The sequence below is a fragment of the Massilia sp. BAP21 genome (assembly GCF_057801335.1).
Genome location: NZ_CM173596.1, coordinates 3,969,229 through 3,988,859, shown reverse-complemented (window position 1 = coordinate 3,988,859; position 19,631 = coordinate 3,969,229). Strand labels below are relative to the sequence as shown.

Here is a 19,631-nt window from a genome sequence, read left to right as displayed (position 1 = left end):
AACAGGACGGGGCACGGGCAGCGGATACATTTGCAAACAATTTCGATCAGAGTAAAGCCTCCCATAGGAGGAAGTATGTTCGGTGACGCACGGAATACCTTGTTGTTCCTGAGGACAATCAGCAGCGTCGACCGGGCGCGCTGCCTGGCCGGCGCGGGCCGTACACGCGGCCTGCAATCTGTCGAGGACAAGCCATGAACAATATCCCTACTCCCCCGGCGCGCGCCCAGCACCATCCGCTTCTCCTGATCGCGGCGCTTGCCGTCGTCCTGTTCTGCCTGGTCGGCACCGCCGCCATCATGGGCTGGATTCCGTCTTCGATCGGCGGCAATTCGAGCCGTCAATTGAGCGAAGCCGACCGCGCCGCGCTGGCCGCCACCCTGCCGCCGGCGAGCCAGGATGCAACGGCCCTGGCGGCCAGCGGCGCCGATCCGCTCGCCGCCCAGGGCGCCATGACTGCGGCCCCGGCCGCACCGGCCTATCCTGCCCAGCAGCTGGCCCAGGGCTATGCGCCTGCGCCGGTCACCGCGCCTGCGCCGGCCCCCGCCCCTGCTCCGGTCACGCATCCGAAGGCAGAGAAGGAACCGGTCCAGGTCGCCGCCGCCGAGACGCCAACATGGTGCGGCAACTGCGGCAACATCGAATCGGTGCGCGCCATCAAGCAGCGCGCCCAGGGCAGCGGTCTCGGCGCGGCCGGCGGTGCGGTGGTCGGCGGCCTGCTCGGCAACCAGATCGGCGGCGGCCATGGCCGCCAGCTGGCCACCGTCGCCGGCGCCATCGGCGGCGCCGTGGTTGGCAACCAGGTCGAAGGCAACATGAAGGCCAGCACCAGCTACGAAATCCGGGTGCGCCTGGATGACGGCACCCTGCGCACCTTCCACCAGAGCAGCCAGCCGCAATGGCGCAGCGGCGACCGCGTGCGTATCGTCAAGGGTCGCCTGCGCGCCGCCTGATCCAGATCAATCTTCCCCTTTTCGAGGCCGGCCATCCGCAAGGATGCCCGGCCTTGATATTTTCTCCAGTGCAATGTGCGCCAACGCACGGAATTACTGCTGAGCTGGCACCAGAATGTTTCTACGCCGGAACTAAGAGCACACCAGCCGGCGCCGGGCGCCTGCCGCGGCAAGTCCTGGACACAACCATCGAAAAGGGGATTACCATGAATAGCCTCGCGTGGATCGGCATCATCGTTTGGGGATTGCTTGTAACGGGCTTCGGCCTGGTGTCCGCGGGCCCGCCGCTGCCCGAGGGGCATGCGGTGGCGCCGCACGACGTGACGCTGCTCGTTGCCGGCGGCCTGCTGACCTGCCTGATCGGCGTGGTCGGCCTGCTCGGTTTCATGGGTTGGATTCCCGGGCTTCAAAGCGCGGGGCTGCAGAGCACGGGCCTGCAAGGCGGCGGGATGCAAAAAGAACAAAAATCTCGCACATAATGTGGGCCATCGAACGGTGGTGCTGAGCAGCCCGTCTCATACTGGACTTACCGCGCCACCGAGGCGCTAATGTCTGAGGAGACTCATCATGCTTTATACTATTGCCATTGTTTTGATCGTCCTGTGGCTGCTCGGCCTGGTTACCTCGTACACCATCGGCGGCTTCATCCATATCCTGCTGGTCGTCGCCGTGATCATGATCCTGGTGCGCCTGATCAGCGGACGAGGCATATAGGCGCCAGCGCGCGAGTGACGCCTTGCGTCGGCTTGCCGCCCGCGATTGCACCAGCAATCGCATGCGCCAACAGAGGTTTGTTTGACCAATCCGTTTCGCGGACGTGCCCGCAGGGTGCGCCTACGAAACGGATTTTTTCTTTAAGGAGAGCACTTATGACTACCCATCTCACCAAATCCGCCATCGCAGCGACCATCCTCGCACTCGGCGTCAGCGGCTGCGCCGACATGAGCGCCACCCAGCGCGGCACCGCCACCGGCGCCGGCGCCGGTGCGGCCCTCGGCGCCATCATCGGCGGCACCACCGGCGGCGGCGGCAGCAGCCGCGCCACCAAGGGCGCCGTCCTCGGTGGCGCTGCCGGCGCCGTGATCGGCAACATCTGGTCCAAGCGCATGGAGCAGCAGAAGCAGGCCATGGAACAGGCCACGCAAGGCACCGGCGTGCAGGTCTCGCAGACCTCGGATAACCGCCTGAAGCTGGAAATCCCGAGCGATATCTCGTTCGATACGGGCCGCTCCGACATCAAGTCGAACTTCCAGCCCATCCTGCAACGCTTCGCCACCACGCTGCAGGAAAACCCGAACACGAACGTCGTCATCATCGGCCATACCGACAACACCGGCAGCGTGTCGATCAACCAGCCGCTGTCGGTCGACCGCGCCTCGCGCACGCGCGACTACCTGGCTGGCCGCGGCGTGAATCCGAACCGCATCACCATCGAAGGCCGCGCCGACCGCGAGCCGATCGCCAACAACGGCGATGCAGCCGGCCGCGCCCGCAACCGCCGCGTCGAGATCTTCGTCGCCGAACCGGCACAGGGTTGAGCCCCGTCCCGCCAGGCTCCGTCGAAGCCAGGCGAGGAGGATAAGTAAAAAGGGCCTTGAGCGTAAGCTTTGCTTATGCTCAAGGCCCTTTTGTATAGACGTCTAGACGAGTGATTGGCCTTTTCTCCTATGGGATGTGGCATACCTGTTGTGTTAACCAAACAAACATCCAATTGAATTTGACATTTGTTTATCCGAAATGTTTTTATGTTGCCCCTCAGGCGCAATTTGCTGCTTGAGCAATTTATTTAACGGCAACAAACCGAGCGTCAGCGCCCTACAGTCCGGCCACAAGCCGGCTCCCCGCAGGCGGGCCGCACGGTGAAAGAAGCATCGGAGAGTTTTTTTGACCAAGCAGCATTTCGCAGTAAAGCGCAGCGTCGTCGCTGTCGCCCTGACCCTGGCTTCGTCCAGCGTCGTTTTCGCGCAGCAGGAAGCTGCCGCCCCGGTAACCAAGGTGTACGTCACCGGTTCCAACATCAAGCGCGCTGACAAGGAAGGTTCCTCGCCAGTATCGACCCTGAACGCCAAGCAGATCGCCGCCACCGGCGCCAATACCGTGGCCGAACTGCTGCAGACCGTGCCGGCCTTCGGCTCGGGCACCGCGACCGACATCACCGACGGCAGCTTCACCCGTGGCGCCTCGACCGCCTCGATGCGCGGCCTGGGCTCGTCCTCGACCCTGATCCTGCTGAACGGCCGCCGCATCACCGCCTCGGCCTACGCCGACCCGAACCAGGGCCAGTCGGCCGTGTATGACCTGAACAGCATCCCGGTCTCGGCCATCGAACGCGTCGAGATCTTCAAGGATGGCGCATCGGCCGTGTACGGCTCCGACGCGATCGCCGGCGTCATCAACTTCATCACCAAGACCGACTATCAGGGCGCCGAAATCTCGGCCTCGACCAGCGCCAACGACGACGGCGAGTTCGCTCGCACCAACGTCAACGGCGTGTTCGGCTTCGGTGACCTGGAGAAGGACCGCTTCAACGCCTTCATCAGCTTCGACCTGGCCCAGCGTGACCGCACCGGCATGAAGGATGTCAAGGACATCCAGGGCGCGATGTACAACGACATCAACGCACGCCTGAATCCTTACGGCAGCTACGTGTCGAACCAGCCGTTCTTCTTCCGCGAGATCACCCCGGGTGCGCGCGACTTCAAGACCACGGCCGCCTACAACGCCGACATCATCAACCAGACCGCGGGCTGCGCCCCATCGCAGCTGATCACCGGCGGCGCCGAGCACAACATCCGCCCGACCTCGATGCTGTACGGCCGCCAGTTCTGCAACTACGACGTCAACAACGCCTACGACGTGCAGAGCAAGGGCAAGGACGCCAACATCCTGTCGAAGCTGACCGTCCAGCTGACCCCGGACATCACCTCGTTCACCGAACTGGGCTACAGCCGCACCGAACGCCAGTACACCGGCGTGCCGATCTCGCTGGTCAGCACCACTGCCAGCACCGTATTCAGCGCCAACGGCCTGCCGGTGAACTACCAGATGATCCTGCCTGCCGGCCACCCGGACAATCCGTTCGCCGGCTCGCGCGCCGCCGTCGGCTACCGCTTCACCGATGCCAACTCGGGCAGCAAGAACGTCAACACCGCCTACCGCTTCCTGACCGGCCTGAAAGGCACGACCGGCCAGTTCGACTGGGAATCGGGCTTCCTGATCAACCGCAGCGAGCGTGACGAAAGCATCTTCGGCCGCCTGTACCGTCCGACCATCGAGCGCATCGCGTCCGAAGGCCGCACCCTGGCCGAGACCGCGGCCGACCCGAGCGCCGTGCGCAACCTGAACAACCGCGGCTACGCCCAGGTCATGCAGCTCGACGCCAAGGCCTCGACCACCGTCGGCCAGCTCGCCGGCGGCGACATCGGCCTGGCATTCGGCGGCGAAATCCGCCAGGAAAAGATCGCCCTGACCCCGGACGAACTGACCCAGCGCGGCGAGATCATCGGCCTGGCCAACTCGATCGTCAACGGCCGCCGCATGGTCAAGTCGGCCTTTGTCGAACTGCGTACCCCGTTCACCAAGAACTTCGAGATGGACTTCGCCGGCCGCTACGACAAGTACCCGACCGAATCGAACTTCGTGCCGAAAGTCGGTGCGAAATGGGAAGTCAACGACAAGCTGACCTTCCGCGGCACCTACGCCGAAGGCTTCCGCGCACCGGCCCTGACCCAGGTTTCGCCGGGCGGCGTGCAGTCCTTCCTGAACGGCTTCACCGACCCGATCCGCTGCCCTGACCAGCAGAACCCGCTGCCGGGCGCCGACCAGCTCGACTGCTCGAAGAGCATCTCGAACATGTCGACCCCAAACCCGCAGCTGAAGTCGGAAACCTCGAAGAGCTACTCGTTCGGCGCGATCATCAACCCGACCCGCAACCTCGACATCCTGATCGACTACTACAAGATTCGCAAGGAAAACGAGACCGCCCTGCAAGGCTCGACCTTCGTCGCCGAACACCAGGACCAGTTCCCGGATCTCGTGATCCGCGACCAGAACCCGGCCAACCAGCTGGTCGACGCCAACGGCAACGTGATCCCGAACTCGGGTCCGCTGCAGGCGATCAACACCATGTACGTGAACCAGGGCGCGACCGAAGTCACCGGTATCGACCTGGAGATCGCACACCGCCTGTCGCTGGGCGACATGGGCCGCCTGACCACCAGGCTGGACTGGAACCACGCGATTTCCTACCGCCGCGCCGAGCAGCCTGGCGACAAGGAAACCAACCTGGTCGGCACCGTTGGCGGCTTGTCGAACTGGGCCACCTCGGTCGGCGAAGTGCCGCGCAACCGCGCCACCGTGTCGACCAACTGGATCAAGGGCGTGCACTCGCTGACCGGCTCGGTCGACTACGTCTCGGGCGTGTCGATGCTGCTGCGTAGCGACAACTACGAAACCTTCGAGACCCCGATGTGCTACTACGGCGTGGACGCCGACGGCTACACCCAGCCGGGCGGCCTGCCGAAGTTCTCGAACTGGACCTCGAAGTGCGACGTGGCCTCGTGGACCACCGTGAACCTGGCGTACAGCTACACCGGCTTCAAGAACTGGACCCTGTCGGCCAACATCCGCAACCTGTTCGACCGCGCCGCGCCGTACGATCCTTCGTACGACACCGAGGGCTTCAACTCGCAGCTGCACAATGGCTTTGGCCGTTACTTCCGCGTGACCGCAAGCTACCGCTTCTAATCGGAGTGCCTGCCTGACCAGAACCGCCCGGCCCGTGCCGGGCGGTTTTTTTTATGCACCGTACACTTGATTGTGCACACGGCCTGGGGCGACCCCGCGCAAGCCGGCGCAAGGCGCAGCGCGCGATAGTGTTACTTCACGTCGGCAACATTTCCTATCGTCATCATGCGCGACACTACCCATGCGATCGAGTTCGACCACGCCACACCAAGCACCGCCTTGTGGCGGCCGTCGGTCGTCGCCGCCTGGAGCCTGGTATTCACGCCGGCCTTCGGCTCCTGGCTGCTGATGCACAACTGGCGCGCCCTCGGGCAGCCGCAGGCGGCCGGCCGCGCCCGCCTCTGGCTGGCCGCCAGCCTGGCCATGCTGGCCCTGCAACTGCTGGCCGGCGCCATCAACCGCCGCGTCAACGGCGACTCGCCGCTGATGGCCTGGCTGGCCCTGGCCTGGTTGCTGCTGTGGCTGCTTGGCGCGGCCTGGCCGCAGTGGATCGCGGTGCGCCGCCAGTACGGGCGCCGCTATGCGCGGCGCGGCTGGAACGGCGCGCTCGGCCTGGCCGTGGTGCTAGGCGGGCTGTGCTGGGCCGGCGCTTTCCTGTTCACCACCCTGCTGCTGGCGTTTACCTGATCGCCCCTCCCTCGGCACCGGCCGCCATGATCGGTTATAGTGCCCGCCCGGCTACTCCTTAGCCGGATCGCTCTTTCTCGCAATCATCCTCTGTGTGTACGTTGCCGTACCAATCCCGGGCGGCCTCAGCGCGTACACTCTCTTTGACGAAAACCGGATTACTTATGCTCGCCATTCTCGAACGCATCGACCCGCACAGCGACCGCATCGACCTGCTGGTCGAACTGGTCTGCAGCCTGCGTCCACGGCGGCGCGACGGCGGACAGGCGCGCGCGAATGTACGTACGCTGACCCAGCTGTTGAGGGGCAACCCGCAGCAGGCCTGGTCCCTGCGCAGCTACCTCGTCACCCTGCTCGAGAAGCGCCGCCATACCAGCCTGTACAGCGACGTCGGCATCCTCTCGAACGACGGTTTCTTTACCGAACTCAAGCGCCGCATCGCCTACCGCGTGCTGCCGCCCGCGCTCGACGACATCTATTTGTCCGATGCCCTGGCCGGCGTGCTGTACGCCGAGGACGACCACGAATGGATCCGCGCCGTGCCCGACGCCGACTGGCTGGCCCTGTTCGACGTGGTGGCCTATGCGGCGCCGCCCACCGACGCGAAAGCCGACCGCGCCCGCTACGTGACGCTGACCGGCATCCTGGACGCGATCCGCACCCTGTCCTGCCGCATCTGCGCGCTGGGCCTGGAGCCGCTGCTGGTGCACAGCTACAGCCAGATCGAGGATTTCGATTCGCCTTTCCTGATGCAGAACATCGAGGTCAACGCCTACCTCGATGCCTATGCGCGCCATCTCGACGGCGTGATGGACCGCCCCGACGATCCGCGCCATTTGCTGGTGATGCTGGACCAGTGCGACGAAGTCGTGGCCAAGATCCGCCGCAACTCGCTGTCGGTCGGCACCAGCGTGGCCCTGACCTATGTGCTGGTGGCCATTACCCAAAGCATTGCACGGCTGCGCAAGCTGCTGTTCCTGGTCGACACCAGCGAAGCGGCCGAGCCGCCCACCGTGACCGCCCCGCTCGCCCTCGACGCTCCCGGCTCGCCCGACAGCCCCGGCTACAGCGGCACGCTGCTGCCGGCGACGGTCGCCCAGCCGGCCCAGCCGTTGGTAAGCGAACGGCGCGCCGCCGCCCTGGCCCTGGCCCAGGAACTGATCGAGGCGCACAACACCAAGTACCAGGTGGGCGGGCTGTTCCGCGAGAACATCCACCTGCTGGCGCGCAATGTCACCGAGAACGCCAGCCGCACCGGCGAGCACTACATCGCTGAAAGCCGCGCTGGCCTGCGCCGCATGTTCGGCGCCTCGGCCGGGGCCGGCTTCATCGTCGGCTTCATGGCGATGTTCAAGATTTTGTTGGGCTACCTGCGCGCCGCGCCGCTGGTCGAGTCCTTTTTGTTCAGCATGAACTATTCGCTCGGCTTCATGCTGGTGCACATGCTGCACTGGACGATTGCCACCAAGCAGCCGGCGATGACGGCCCAGCGCATCGCCGCCGGCCTGCACAGCCGCGACGGGCGCGGCATCGACTTCGACAGCATGGCCGAGCTGGTGAACAAGGTGTTCCGGACCCAGATCGTGTCGGTGCTCGGCAACGTCGTGGTCGCCTTCCCGACGGCGCTGGTGATCGCCATCGCCGTCCAGCAAATGACGGGCCATCACCTGGTGAATGTGGAAAAGGCGCACCACCTGCTGCACGACATCGATCCCTTCCACACGCCGGCCCTGTTCTATGCGGCCATTGCCGGGGTATGGCTGTTCGTGGCCGGTCTGATTTCCGGCTACTACGACAACAAGGCCCTGTACACGCGCATGGGCCTGCGCGTGCGCCAGTTGCGCTGGCTGCGCTGGCTGCTCGGCGCAGAGCGCCGCGACCGCGTCTCCGTCTACATCGAGAACAACCTGGGCGGCCTGATGGGTAACTTCTTCTTCGGCATCCTGCTCGGCACCACCGGCACCGTCGGCTACCTGCTCGGGCTGCCGCTGGACATCCGCCACGTCACCTTCTCGACCGCGAACTTCGCCACCGCGCTGGTCGCGCTCGACTACCAGATGAGCTGGCAGATGATCGCGAACGCCGCCGCCGGCGTGGCCCTGATCGGCGCGGTGAATCTGCTGGTCAGCTTCAACCTGGCGCTGTGGGTGGCGCTGCGTGCACGCAATATCCGCTTCACGCGCAGCATCCTGCTGATGCGCGCACTCGGCCGGCGCTTCCTGCACGCGCCGCTCGACTTCTTATTCGGCCCACGCGACATCGACGTCGTCGACGCCGCGCCCGAGGCTCATCGAGGACACTCAAAATGAACAAGCACCGCACGTCGATGTGGATTGCCGCGCTCGCCTTCCTGGGCGTGGTCGCTTCCTGCAAGACCTTGCCGAACGCCGAGCACCTGCCCGAGACCCCGGCCAAGCCGGTGCCGACGGTGGCCACGGCCAAGGGCACGCTGAGCCAGGCGCAATCGTCGAAGCTGCTGTCGCGGCGCTGGGCCAATGCCACGCCCGATCTGAAGTCGCTGGCCGTGCTCGAGGAGCAGGCCACCGGCGTGCCGCTGATCGCAGGCAACAACGTGCAACTGCTGTTCGACGGACCGGCCACCCTGCGCGCGATGATCGAAGCGGTGCGCGCCGCGAAGAGTACGATCAACCTGGAAACCTATATCTTCGACCAGGACCCGATCGGCCTGCAGTTCGCCGAACTGCTGATGGAAAAGCGGCGCCAGGGCGTGGTGGTGAACGTGATGTACGACAGCGTCGGCACCATCGGCACGCCGCAGGCCTTCTTCGACAACATGCGCGCCGCCGGCGTGAACATGCTGGCCTTTAATCCGATCAATCCGGCCAAGGCCAAGGGCAACTGGTCGATCAACAACCGCGACCACCGCAAGATCCTGGTGGTGGACGGCAAGGTGGGATTCACGGGCGGCATCAACATCAGCGCCGACTATGCCAACAGTTCGCTGTTCCGTTCGGGCCGCAAAAGCGACAAGGTCGACAAGGACAAGGTCGGCTGGCGCGACACCCACATCCGCATCGACGGCCCGGCCGTCGCCACGCTGCAATATGCCTTCGTGAACAACTGGGTGCGCCAGGAAGCCGGCGAACTGCTGCCGGCAGAGTATTTCCCGCGCCTGGCCCCGGCCGGCGAGAAATTCGTACGCGTGCTGGCCACCGAGCCGGGCAGCCATTCGGAAATCTACAAGTCGCTGATGGTGGCGATCAACGAAGCGAAAAAGTCGGTGCACGTGACCTCGGCCTATTTCGTGCCGGACCAGCAGATCGTGGATGCCCTGATCGCCGCGGCCAAGCGCGGCGTGGATGTGAAACTGGTGCTGCCGGGCGTGTCCGACCATGGCCTGGTGATGCAGGCCGGCCGTGCGTTCTACGAACAATTGCTTGAAGGCGGAGTCAAGATCTTCCAGCTGCAGGTGGCGGTACTGCACGCCAAGACCGTGGTCGTGGACGGCGCCTGGTCGACCATCGGCTCGGCGAACATCGACCGCCGCAGCTTCATCCACAACTACGAGCTGAACCTGGTCGTGATCGACCCGGCCTTCGGGCGCGACATGGAAGCCGCCTTCAACGAAGACCTGCGCTCGTCGAAAGAAATCACCTTGGAACAATGGCGCGACCGCCCCTGGTCGGACCGCATCAAGGAATGGGCCTCGCGCCTGACCGAATACTGGATCTGACCGGCAGCCGGCGTTCAGCCGCCGGCGCGCTTCGGCCGGTGGCCCTGCTCGCTGAGCATGGTCATCAGCAGGTCGCAATGGTCGCCCTGCACTTCAATCACGCCGTCCTTGACGGTGCCGCCCGCGCCGCAGGCCGTGCGCAAGGCCTTGCCCAGCTGGGCGAGCGCGGCGGCGTCCAGGGCCAGGCCCTTGACCAGGGTAACGGTCTTGCCGCCCTTTTTCTGGCGCGATACGCGCACCACGCCGTCGCCCAGGATGGCGGCACCGGCCTTGCACTGGCAGCCTGCGAGCGGCTGGCGGCAATCTGGGCACATGCGGCCGCTTTCGGTGGAATAGACCAGGCCGCCCTTTGAACTGTGCTTCATGCTTGAGGAAAAGCGTGTGTGGAAACACGCGAGTGTAGCAGCTCCGCCCGGCCTAGATGCCGGCCGCCAGCATGCCTTCGCTGGCCGGCGCCCACACACTCCCACTGCGCACGAATTTCTCGGTAAGCACCACGCGGTAGCCGCCGTTCACCACGTCCCAGCCATAACGGTCGACCTCGACCCGCTCCGGCTCCACCCGCAGCACGTTGAAGGAATTGGTCTCGCCGCGGCCGCGGGTCGAGGTCGCGGTGCCGGCCTGCACCACCAGCGCCGCGTAGGCATCGATCTGGTAGCGGGTGGCGGTGCTGGCCGCATGGCTAACGTGCATGTGGCCGGCCAGCAGCACGTCGACGCCGCACTGGGCGAAGACTTCCATCGCCATCGGCGCGCGGTTCACCAGGTCGCGCTCCTGGAAGCTTTCCGGCAGGTCGAAGGGATGGTGGGTGACGACGATGCGCGTGATGTGCGGCGGCAGGCCGCCCAGGCGCTCGTGGATGCGCGTGACCTGTTCCTTGTTGACGCGGCCGTCCTTGATGGTCAGCGAGCGCGCCGTGTTGACGCCGACCACGGCGATCTCGTCGTCGAGGTGCACCGGGCACAAGTCGTCGGTGATGTAGCGCTTGTAGCGGTCGAGCGGCTTGGCGAAGCGCCGGAACACGTTGTACAGGGAAATGTCGTGGTTCCCCGGCACCACGATCTGCGGGCCCGGCAAGGTGTCGAGGAAGGCCTTGGCTTCCTCGAACTCCTCGCTGCGAGCGCGCTGGGTCAGGTCGCCGGAGACCACCACCACGTCGGGGGCGACCTCGTGGACCAGCTTGCGCAGCGGCTCCAGCAGGGCCGGGTCGACGCGGCCAAAATGCAGGTCGGACAAGTGGACAAGTGTACGCATCAGGATTTCTCGCTCAGGTTGGTGGAGGCGCTCGGTGCACTGGCGGCACTGGTGGCATGGGCGGCACGGGCGGCCTGCGCGGCCTGGCGCCGGCGCAGCGTGGCCACGCCGGTCACGCACACCGATAGCCAGGCACAGCCTTCGGCCATGGCCGCCAGCACGTCGCTCAGGTAATGGGCGCCCAGGTAGAGGCGCGAGCCGGCCACCAGCAGCACCATGACGCAGGCCAGCAGCACCCAGCCGGCACGCGCCGGCCAGGAACGGGCATGGCGCACCAGGTAGCAGGCCAGGAAGCCGTACAGCAGGGTCGCGGCCACCGTATGGCCGCTCGGGAAACTGTAGGTGGTGAGGGTGAGGATGGGTTCCTCGAAATGCGGCCGCGCACGCTCGAAGGTGTGCTTCATGAGCACGTTCAGGACCATGCCGCCCGGCACCGTCACCAGGATGGTAAGCATCCAGTGGCGCGCGCCGCGGCGATATAACCACCAGCCGGCCAGGCCGGTCAGCGCCAGCACGCCGGGTGTGCTGTGCAATTGGGTGAGCACCATCAGCGAGGTGCGCAAGGCATCGTTGCCATGGGCGTGGGCATGCAGCCAGTTCGCCAGGTCGATGTCGAGCTGGGTGATGGGCGCCCCTGCCACCACCGCCCCGGCGATGCGCGCGAAACCGGCCATCGCCAACAGCAGCACCAGCACGCCGGCGGTCAGGTGCAGGCCGAATTCCTCTTCGGGCGAGAAGCGTGCGCGCGCGAAACGGTGCAGGCGGGCAGTCAATGATTTGTCCATCGACATCAAATGGGGATGCATGGCAAAAAAACCACAGTCAAAAAATATTACTGGTTATTTGTACAGTACCTGTAGATTTATACAGTGGTTATGCTATTCTGTACTCACTTGACCAACACAACAAAACGATAGGGAAACGTCAATGACCACTCTGAACAACTCCTTCGGCCTGGAATACGCTCCTGCTCCTTTCATGATGCGCTTCGGCCGCCGCGAACTCACCGTCACGCGCGACTTCCGCAGGCGCTTCTACCCGGTCAACCCGGTCATCGAATGCGATACCGGCATCGAACCGGGCCACGTCGAGGTGTTGTTGTTCGGCCGTTGGCTGCTGATCCTCTCAAAGGCGCATCAAGCTTCGCACTAAGTCTCGCATCAAGGCAGGCCTTACCAGTTTCCTCCCTCCCCGACCGGCGCGCACCAATCCGTGCCGGCGGGGCTTGCTCCCGGCGCCCTGCCTCCTTCGCAACGGCCGCCACAGCGTGCAAGAACGCCCGATGCGCCGCGCGACCCGTTCCTGGCGGCGGCGCACCGGGCGACCACCCTCCAGCCTCCAGCCTTCTCCCGCGCCGCCGCGCCACCGCGCACTGCCTTGCGCACGCCCTTGCGCATGGCATTGCTTCAATGCTAACAGCGAACGCCCGGCCGTCGCGCACAACTGTCTCTTCCTTTCCTGCCTCCACCCACCGGCATGCCGCAAGCCTACGGCGCGCCAGCCCAACAAAAAATGCCTTGAAATACACGGCACGATCACGACTGTGATAGTTCGATAACGCGGCGCTGCCGTCTGTGCGCAATCGCGCAATCCTGCAGCCCGCGCTTGTTTCGTACCAACCGACAGGAAAGGAACACGTCATGTCCGTAAAACTTCGCAAGATCAATGAGCAGGTCATCGTGATCACCGGCGCCAGCAGCGGCATCGGCCTCACGACCGCGCGCATGGCCGCCGAACAGGGCGCCAAGCTGGTGCTGGCCTCGCGCAACGGCGACGCCCTCGACCAGCTGGCCAGCGAACTGCGGCGCCAGGGCTGCCAGGTGGCCACCGTCGCCGCCGACGTCGGCAATGCCAATGACGTCGAACGCATCGGCGCCACCGCCATGGAGCGCTTCGGCCGCATCGATACCTGGGTCAACAACGCCGGCGTCGGCACCTTCGGCCGCCTGGAGGAAGTGGCGCTGGAAGACCACATCCGCCTGTTCCAGACCAATTTCTGGGGCGTGGTGAATGGTTCGCTGGAAGCGGTCAAGCGCATGAAGCAGCGCGGCGGCGGCGCCCTCATCAACGTCGGCAGCGAAGTGTCGGAGCGCGCCGCCCCGCTGCAGGGCATGTACTCGGCCTCGAAGCACGCCGTGAAAGGCTTTACCGACGCCCTGCGCATGGAACTGGAAAAGGAAGAAGCGCCGGTCTCGGTGACGCTGGTCAGGCCGGCCGCGATCGACACCATGTTCGCACTGCACGCGAAGAACTACATGGAGAAGGAAGCGGTGCTGCCGGCGCCGGTGTATGCGCCGGAGATCGTGGCCAAGGCCATCCTGTACTGCGCCCAGCATCCGAAACGCGACATCTTCGTTGGCAGCGCCTCGAAGCTGGTGTCATCTAGCGCTGCCCACATGCCGCGCCTGCTCGACAAGTACATGAACGCCTCGATGTTCAAGCAGCAGAAGTCGAAATACGACAAACAGCCCGGCCGCACCGACGCCCTGCATGCGCCCGATCCAACCCAGGCCCTGCGCGAGCGCCAGGGCATGACCGAGCGCCATGTGGCCGAGAGCTCGGCCTACACGGCGCTGGCGCTGCGCTCGAAACCGGTCACCACCGCCCTGCTGGCCGGTGGCGCGCTGTTCGGGGCCTTATTCGCGGCCCGCGGGATCTCGCGGCGGCTGGCTCGCTAGGAAGTCGGTATCGTCTTCCGTGAGCGGCAGGTCGGGGATGGATTCGATACGGTCGGTATCGATATCGGCGCCATCCTTGGCCACCGTGTCGCGGCCGGCGGCGGCGCGTTCGCCGGTGCCGCCCATGTCGGTGTCGCCCGAGAAATCGGCGTCGCCGACGTCGGGGCCGGCGGTGTCACCGGCATGGCTCTGCTCAAGGTCCGAGGTCGTGCCTTCGTCGAGATGGATCAGTTGATCGTCGTCGAGGTTTCCGGCAAAGCCGGGGCCGCCGACGACGTCGCTGCCGGTATCGGAAATATCGCTCGGCCCGAGGGCGTCGGTGCCGTGGCCCTTGCCAAGGCTGCGGTCCGGGGCTTCCGGGAAGTTGTCCGGATCGAGGGTGCTGGCTCCAGTCATATTGCCTCCATATACAGGTAGTGGGTGGATGGTGTCAGGCTACAGAGTTTCCTGCCTGCGCGGCGCAGCGCATGGCATCGGCCCGACGGTAGATGCTGCTAGAAAGCGTGGCGCATGCCGATATTGAAGGCCTTGTTGCCGCTGCCCGGCGCGCTGGCATTGCCGACCGTATAGCCGGCGCCGTTGCGGTTGCGGATGTGCGAGTACGCGGCGTAGAAATCGGTACGGCGCGACACCGCATAGCTGGCGCCGAAGGCGGTCTGGTTGGCATCCTGGTTGGCCAGGTCGCGGTCGTCCTTGCGGATATAGGACGCCAGCAGGGTGAAGGAACGGTCGACCGGCACCGCCATCCCGAACAGCACGTCGCGGCTGCTGTTCGACGGCGTGCGCGCCATGCCGGCGGCGTAGGGATTATCGGGATTGAAGAGCGGCGAGTTGGAAATGCCGCGGCTCATGCTGTAGGCCGCATAGGCGGTGCCCCAGCCGAGGCGCAGGTTGGCGGCCAGCAGCGAATTCTTCGACGTCATGTCGTTGCTGGTCTTGTAGTTCAGCTGGGCCCGTACCGCGCCCTGGTTGCGGTGCGCCGCGCGCACCGTCAGCGGACCGCTGGTCAGGCCCACCGTCATGCCCCAGGCACGCCCGGCCGGCGACGTGTCGAGGTCGCGTGCAGCCCAGGAAGCGCCGGCCGAAAAGCCGTTCGGCAAGGTCTTGTAGTACTGGACGCTGTTGTCGGTGCGGCGCGGGCCGCCGATCAGGTTGGTCGCACTGCCGGCGGTACCGCCCTTGAAGGGATCGGCGACGTCGGCCAGGGCCTGGTATTCCAGGTTGTACTGGCGGCCGATGGTGACGGCGCCGAATTCGCCCGTCAGGCCAACCCATGCCTGGTGCTCCAGGCGCTCGCGCGCGAAGTCGCTGCCCGGGTTGCGGCGCTGTTCGTGGTCGAGCGTGCGGCCGGTCTCATGGTTATTCGCGGCGCGGCCGGTGTCGAGCCGAAGCTCGGTTTCGAACCCGAAGATGGCGCTGGTGTTCTGGCCGACCGCTTCGCTGCCCTGGATGCCGATGCGCGAGGCCGATGCCACGCCGCTGCCGACGCGCGTCGTGCAAGCGTTCGTGCAGCCGCGCTCGCCAACCACGCCGGCGTCGAGCACGCCATAGGTCGTGATCCCGCGCGGACCCGCATCCTGTGCGCAGGCAGCGGCGGCACTTCCTCCCAGCATGGCAAATGTGACAAGCGACTTGAGCATCGGCGTATTCCTCTCTACGCCTCTACCTTACGCCTCTCCAAGCGAGTTCATCTGTCAAAAAGCTCACATACCGCTCACCATAATGGCTTGTCTTTTTGTAGGTACATTCCCACGATGATTCCTGGTTACAACTAAGCGGCCACCGTCCGCTGCGCCGGCGGCGCCAGCGCCACTGCATTCTTGCCGCCGCGCTTGGCCACGTACATGGCCTGGTCGGCGCGCGCCAGCCAGGCTTCCAGGTCTGCCGCGTCGCCCGGCAGGTGCAGGGCCACGCCGACGCTGGCGCCGACGCTGACGGTGCCGTTCTTCAGCGCATACGGCTGGCGCAGCGACGCCAGCAGGCTTTGCGCCTTGTCCTCGGCGTCGCCGAGATGGGCCAGGTTCTCGAGAATCACCACGAATTCGTCGCCCGCCAGGCGCGCCGCGGTATCGGTACGCCTCACCGCCTCGGCAATGCGCGACCCGAACTGGCGCAGCAGCTCGTCGCCCTCCTCGTGCCCGTGGGTATCGTTGATGGCCTTGAAACCGTCCATGTCGAGGAACAGCAAGGCGCAGGGCTTGCCGCTGCGCGCCGAGCGCTCCATCGCGACCGGCAGCGTCTCCATCAGCGCACGCCGGTTCGGCAAGCCGGTCAGCACATCGCGCAGCAGCAGGGCCTGCAGTTCGGCGGTGCGCAGCGCCACCGTGGATTCGAGCTGCAGGTTCATGGTTTCCAACGCCTGGCGATGGGCTTCCTCGCTGCGCACCAGTTCACGCATCGCCTGCGACAAGACCTGCGCTTCGTGAAAGCCCGCCACCACCGGGATTTCCGGCGCCGGGCGGCCGGCATCGGTCTCGTGGGCGGCCAGTTCGATGGCATTGCTGAGCGCATCCATCGGCCGCGTCAGGCGCCGCGCCAGCAGCACCGCGGAGCCGGCCAGTACGGCGGCCATCAGCACGCTCAGCCAGATCATGCGCCGCTCCAGCACACGCGCCCCGGCCAGGGCGGCATCCTCGCTGTGGCGTACCAGCACCGACCAGCGCAGTGAGGCCGGATCGCCGTCGGCGCCGGTGCGGCTGTAGCCGGTGAAATACACTTTGCCGTCGGGCCCGGTTTCGCTCATGGAACCGGTCTCCCCCTTGGCCGCCAGGCGCAGGCTGGGCGTGTCGATGCGCGTTTCGATCAGTTGCTCCGGCCCCAGCAGCACCATGCCGTCGTCGCGCACGACCAGCACCTCGGCGCCGTATTCGCGCAGGGCCGGCGTCAGGAGCTCGGCGGCGCGCTTGCGCACCCATTGCCAGCTCATGTGCATGCCCACCACGCCGACGAACTCGCCCCTGGCGTTCTTCAGCGGCGCCGACACGTCGACGAAGCGCCAGGGATCGGGCGACTTCGGCAACAGCTTGCCGAGCAGGACGGCAGGATGGTAGTCGGAAGCGTGCAAACCCTGGCGCCCGCCCTGGAACCAGGGCCGGGCATCGACCTGCGCGCCCTCCAGCAGGCGGCCGGTGGACGCCATCAGGCGCCCGTCGGCATCGGTCACGCCGATCCAGGCATACTCGGGCACCGAGCGCTGCAGCGATTCGAGGGCGTTGCGGGTGGCGTCGACATCGTGCACCGAGCGGATCTGCGGCAATTCGGAGAGCAGCTTGACGTTGGCGGCGGCATTGCCGATCACCCGGTTCAGCGAATCGCGCATCTGCCAGGACAGCTGCTGCAGGCGCAGCTGCGCCTCCTTGCGCGCCTGCTGGTGGGCGAAGTGGCTGACCAGGGCCAGGTGCAGCAGCATGGTCAGGACGACCGCGGCGCTGACGACGAGCATGGTCAGGGTGGCCAACCGGGGCGAATGCTCACCGCTAGGAGTTGAGCGAGTAAAAAATCTGGTCAGCACGTCATCCTGATCTTCCAAATAATCCAGCATGATAACCTTATTGCCAGTAGGGAATAAATTGCTGTTACATTTTCAGGACAGACTGGCGGTCACACTGGCCGCCGGACAGGAGTTTTGTTGTTCATATGCAACGCCTTGGTAAGCGAAACAAGTCCGAAGCGGAGCAAGTCGATGTTTCACGTTGGCCGGTGCGGAATGCAGATCGATTGCCCTACGGCAGCTCCTTCGAAATACAATTGATGAGTCGACAAAACATACCGAAGTTCACGTGCAGACCATTCCTCACTACGATCAGAACGCCGAGCAGCTTGTCTCCCAGTATGAATCGCTGACCTTCGAACATGTGCACCCTGCCCTTCTGGACCTCCTGCCACCGCCCGGCGCAACAATTCTCGACGTCGGTGCCGGTTCCGGCAGGGATGCCGCCTGGTTTGCAGCCAAAGGATACGAGGTCGTCGCTGTCGAGCCTTCGGAGGCGATGCGGACGCTGGCACGCCAGCGCCATCCTTCGCAACGCATTCACTGGGTAGCCGACAGCTTGCCGGACCTCGCCCAGGTACGGCGGCTTGGCCTTCGCTTCGATCTGATCCTGCTGTCGGCGGTCTGGATGCACGTTCCACCGGCTGCACGTCAGCGCGCCCTGCGAAGGCTGGCGACCTTGCTGTCGCCGAATGGCCGCCTCGCCATCAGCCTTCGCATCGGCCCACCCGATACCGGTCGCGCCATGTACGAGGTGACGCTGCCGGAATTGACGGCGATGTCCCGGCGGTTTGGCCTGAGGGTGGTATGCACCGACGACAGTCCTGACAGGCTGGGCCGGCCGGGCGTCTCGTGGACGACTGCGATTCTCGGGCTACCCGACGATGGCTTGGGCGCACTTCCCCTGCTGCGCCACTTGATCCTCACGGACAGCAAGGCATCGACCTACAAGATCGCGTTGCTACGCATCCTCGCCAGGATCGCCGATACTGCCGCGGGTGCAGCGCGGCATGAGTCGGAGTCCGTCGTGCTGCCAATGGGCTTGGTCGCGCTGTTCTGGCTGCGCATGTACAAGCCGCTCATCGAGGGCGGACTTCCACAGATGCCGCCTAACCGGGCTGGCAATGCCCCCGGCTTCGTGACCGATAACTTCACCGCCTTGCGTCTCGTTCGTCCGGTTGACCTCCGTGCCGGCATGGACTTCCATGACGACATCGCACGTCACCTTCACGCAAGCCTGTGGGAGATCTCAAGACTGATCCGCGAAATGCCTGTGAAGTACCTGCGCTGGCCAGCGAGCGATGAGAACATCTTCCACATCAAGCACCAGTGCCGCACGTCGACGCCGACCCGTTTGCGGATCGATGATCCATTCCTGTGGAGCTTTGGCGAATTCCACGTCCCTCTTCCCATCTGGGATGCGCTTCGCCATTACAACGTTTGGGTCGAACCGGTTCTCGTTGCGGAATGGGTGCGCCTGATGGAATCCTATGCGGGGCAGCTCGGCCCGACCATCAGTCAAACCGCGTATTCTTTACTCGCATGGGCAGACCCGGAACGCGACACCAGGTTCGCGCGCGCGGCCGTCGAGCGGCTTCGTCATCAAGGGAAGTCTGTTTATTGCGTCTGGTCGGGTCAGCGTCTGAAGAGTGACTACGACATCGATCATTGTTTTCCCTTCGCCGCATGGCCCTGCGGGGACGCCTGGAATTTGATGCCTGCCTCGAAACGGATCAACGGCGAAAAGTCGAACCGCCTGGTCACACACACTGCCCTGGAACAGGCCAGCGAGCGAATCACCGCATGGTGGGAAGATGCGTTCCTGTCGACGGGGACCGATGCACGCCACCGGTTTTTCCTTGAAGCCGAACAAACCCTTCCGATGCTCGAAACAGCCGCTTCTCCAGCAGACCTGATCGACGCCATGAAGGTACAGCGCATTCGCCTGGCCAAGGATCAGGGTTTGCGCCCGTGGGAGCCGGTGGCCCGCAGGGAGCGGCTTGTACTTGCTCCGGACTTCGGCTGATTGACGGTGCAGCAGCTTGCGTAATCAGCCGGCAGTCGCCGTTGGATACTAATGTATCGGCTCTAGGAGAAACAAAAAAGCCCCAGCGTGCGGGGCTTTTCTTTACTGTCTTGGCGGAAGCGGTGAGATTCGAACTCACGAACGGCTCACACCGTCGGCAGTT

General features: G+C 65.1%; 17 protein-coding genes. 11 read left to right on the top strand and 6 right to left on the bottom strand.

The window, feature by feature from the left end:
• The first annotated feature begins 194 nt into the window (after positions 1 to 194).
• From ACWYRN_RS17695 to cls, 8 genes are all read left to right on the top strand, one after another.
• Complete coding sequence (locus ACWYRN_RS17695) at positions 195 to 953, top strand: outer membrane lipoprotein (protein WP_488688872.1); 759 nt, start codon at positions 195 to 197, stop codon at positions 951 to 953.
• 206 nt (positions 954 to 1,159) lie between these two features.
• On the top strand, positions 1,160 to 1,432 hold the full coding sequence (locus ACWYRN_RS17690) for a hypothetical protein (RefSeq protein ID WP_488688871.1): 273 nt from the start codon (positions 1,160 to 1,162) through the stop codon (positions 1,430 to 1,432).
• Between the two features lie 88 nt (positions 1,433 to 1,520).
• Positions 1,521 to 1,667 carry a lmo0937 family membrane protein gene (locus ACWYRN_RS17685; protein ID WP_136223041.1) on the top strand — a complete coding sequence of 49 codons (147 nt, stop codon included), beginning with the start codon at positions 1,521 to 1,523 and terminating at the stop codon, positions 1,665 to 1,667.
• A 155-nt stretch (positions 1,668 to 1,822) separates the two neighbouring features.
• Positions 1,823 to 2,491, top strand: a complete 669-nt coding sequence (locus ACWYRN_RS17680; RefSeq protein ID WP_488688870.1) for a YiaD family glycine zipper/OmpA-like lipoprotein — start codon at positions 1,823 to 1,825, stop codon at positions 2,489 to 2,491.
• A 346-nt stretch (positions 2,492 to 2,837) separates the two neighbouring features.
• Positions 2,838 to 5,699 (top strand): TonB-dependent receptor, encoded by a 2,862-nt coding sequence (locus ACWYRN_RS17675; RefSeq protein ID WP_488688869.1) that lies wholly within the window; start codon positions 2,838 to 2,840, stop codon positions 5,697 to 5,699.
• A 165-nt stretch (positions 5,700 to 5,864) separates the two neighbouring features.
• The gene (locus ACWYRN_RS17670; RefSeq protein ID WP_488688868.1) at positions 5,865 to 6,326 is read left to right on the top strand and encodes a hypothetical protein; all 462 of its coding nucleotides are present in this window, start codon (positions 5,865 to 5,867) and stop codon (positions 6,324 to 6,326) included.
• 164 nt (positions 6,327 to 6,490) lie between these two features.
• Positions 6,491 to 8,635 carry a site-specific recombinase gene (locus tag ACWYRN_RS17665; RefSeq protein ID WP_488688867.1) on the top strand — a complete coding sequence of 715 codons (2,145 nt, stop codon included), beginning with the start codon at positions 6,491 to 6,493 and terminating at the stop codon, positions 8,633 to 8,635.
• The gene (gene cls / locus ACWYRN_RS17660) at positions 8,632 to 10,020 is read left to right on the top strand and encodes a cardiolipin synthase (RefSeq protein WP_488688866.1); all 1,389 of its coding nucleotides are present in this window, start codon (positions 8,632 to 8,634) and stop codon (positions 10,018 to 10,020) included. Before ACWYRN_RS17665 ends, cls begins: the two co-directional genes overlap by 4 nt.
• 14 nt (positions 10,021 to 10,034) lie before the next feature.
• On the opposite strand, the gene ACWYRN_RS17655 is transcribed toward cls, so the two are convergent.
• From ACWYRN_RS17655 to ACWYRN_RS17645, 3 genes are read right to left on the bottom strand one after another with little or no spacing between them, the layout of a single operon-like run.
• Complete coding sequence (locus ACWYRN_RS17655) at positions 10,035 to 10,385, bottom strand: translation initiation factor Sui1 (RefSeq protein WP_488688865.1); 351 nt, start codon at positions 10,383 to 10,385, stop codon at positions 10,035 to 10,037.
• Positions 10,386 to 10,437: 52 nt separating this feature from the next.
• Positions 10,438 to 11,274, bottom strand: a complete 837-nt coding sequence (locus ACWYRN_RS17650; protein WP_488688864.1) for a metallophosphoesterase family protein — start codon at positions 11,272 to 11,274, stop codon at positions 10,438 to 10,440.
• Positions 11,274 to 12,059, bottom strand: a complete 786-nt coding sequence (locus tag ACWYRN_RS17645) for a phosphatase PAP2 family protein (RefSeq protein ID WP_488688863.1) — start codon at positions 12,057 to 12,059, stop codon at positions 11,274 to 11,276. The genes ACWYRN_RS17650 and ACWYRN_RS17645 overlap by 1 nt, the downstream gene beginning before the upstream one ends.
• Before the next feature lie 142 nt (positions 12,060 to 12,201).
• Here ACWYRN_RS17645 and ACWYRN_RS17640 point away from each other — a divergent pair, with 142 nt between their 5' ends.
• Together ACWYRN_RS17640 and ACWYRN_RS17635 are read left to right on the top strand one after the other, a co-directional pair.
• Positions 12,202 to 12,426, top strand: a complete 225-nt coding sequence (locus tag ACWYRN_RS17640; protein ID WP_488688862.1) for a hypothetical protein — start codon at positions 12,202 to 12,204, stop codon at positions 12,424 to 12,426.
• Positions 12,427 to 12,914: 488 nt separating this feature from the next.
• Positions 12,915 to 13,952 carry an SDR family oxidoreductase gene (locus ACWYRN_RS17635; protein ID WP_488688861.1) on the top strand — a complete coding sequence of 346 codons (1,038 nt, stop codon included), beginning with the start codon at positions 12,915 to 12,917 and terminating at the stop codon, positions 13,950 to 13,952.
• Here the strand turns inward: ACWYRN_RS17635 and ACWYRN_RS17630 are convergent.
• The 3 genes from ACWYRN_RS17630 to ACWYRN_RS17620 form a co-directional block, all read right to left on the bottom strand.
• On the bottom strand, positions 13,911 to 14,348 hold the full coding sequence (locus ACWYRN_RS17630) for a hypothetical protein (protein WP_488688860.1): 438 nt from the start codon (positions 14,346 to 14,348) through the stop codon (positions 13,911 to 13,913). The two genes, ACWYRN_RS17635 and ACWYRN_RS17630, sit on opposite strands and share 42 nt — an antisense overlap.
• 98 nt (positions 14,349 to 14,446) lie before the next feature.
• Positions 14,447 to 15,592: a porin gene (locus ACWYRN_RS17625; RefSeq protein WP_488688859.1), complete on the bottom strand. Its 1,146-nt coding sequence runs from the start codon at positions 15,590 to 15,592 to the stop codon at positions 14,447 to 14,449.
• A 131-nt stretch (positions 15,593 to 15,723) separates the two neighbouring features.
• Positions 15,724 to 17,394: a diguanylate cyclase domain-containing protein gene (locus tag ACWYRN_RS17620; protein WP_488688858.1), complete on the bottom strand. Its 1,671-nt coding sequence runs from the start codon at positions 17,392 to 17,394 to the stop codon at positions 15,724 to 15,726.
• 337 nt (positions 17,395 to 17,731) lie between these two features.
• Between ACWYRN_RS17620 and ACWYRN_RS17615 the strand changes: the two genes are divergently transcribed.
• Positions 17,732 to 19,468, top strand: a complete 1,737-nt coding sequence (locus ACWYRN_RS17615; protein ID WP_488688857.1) for a class I SAM-dependent methyltransferase — start codon at positions 17,732 to 17,734, stop codon at positions 19,466 to 19,468.
• Positions 19,469 to 19,631: the final 163 nt, after the last annotated feature.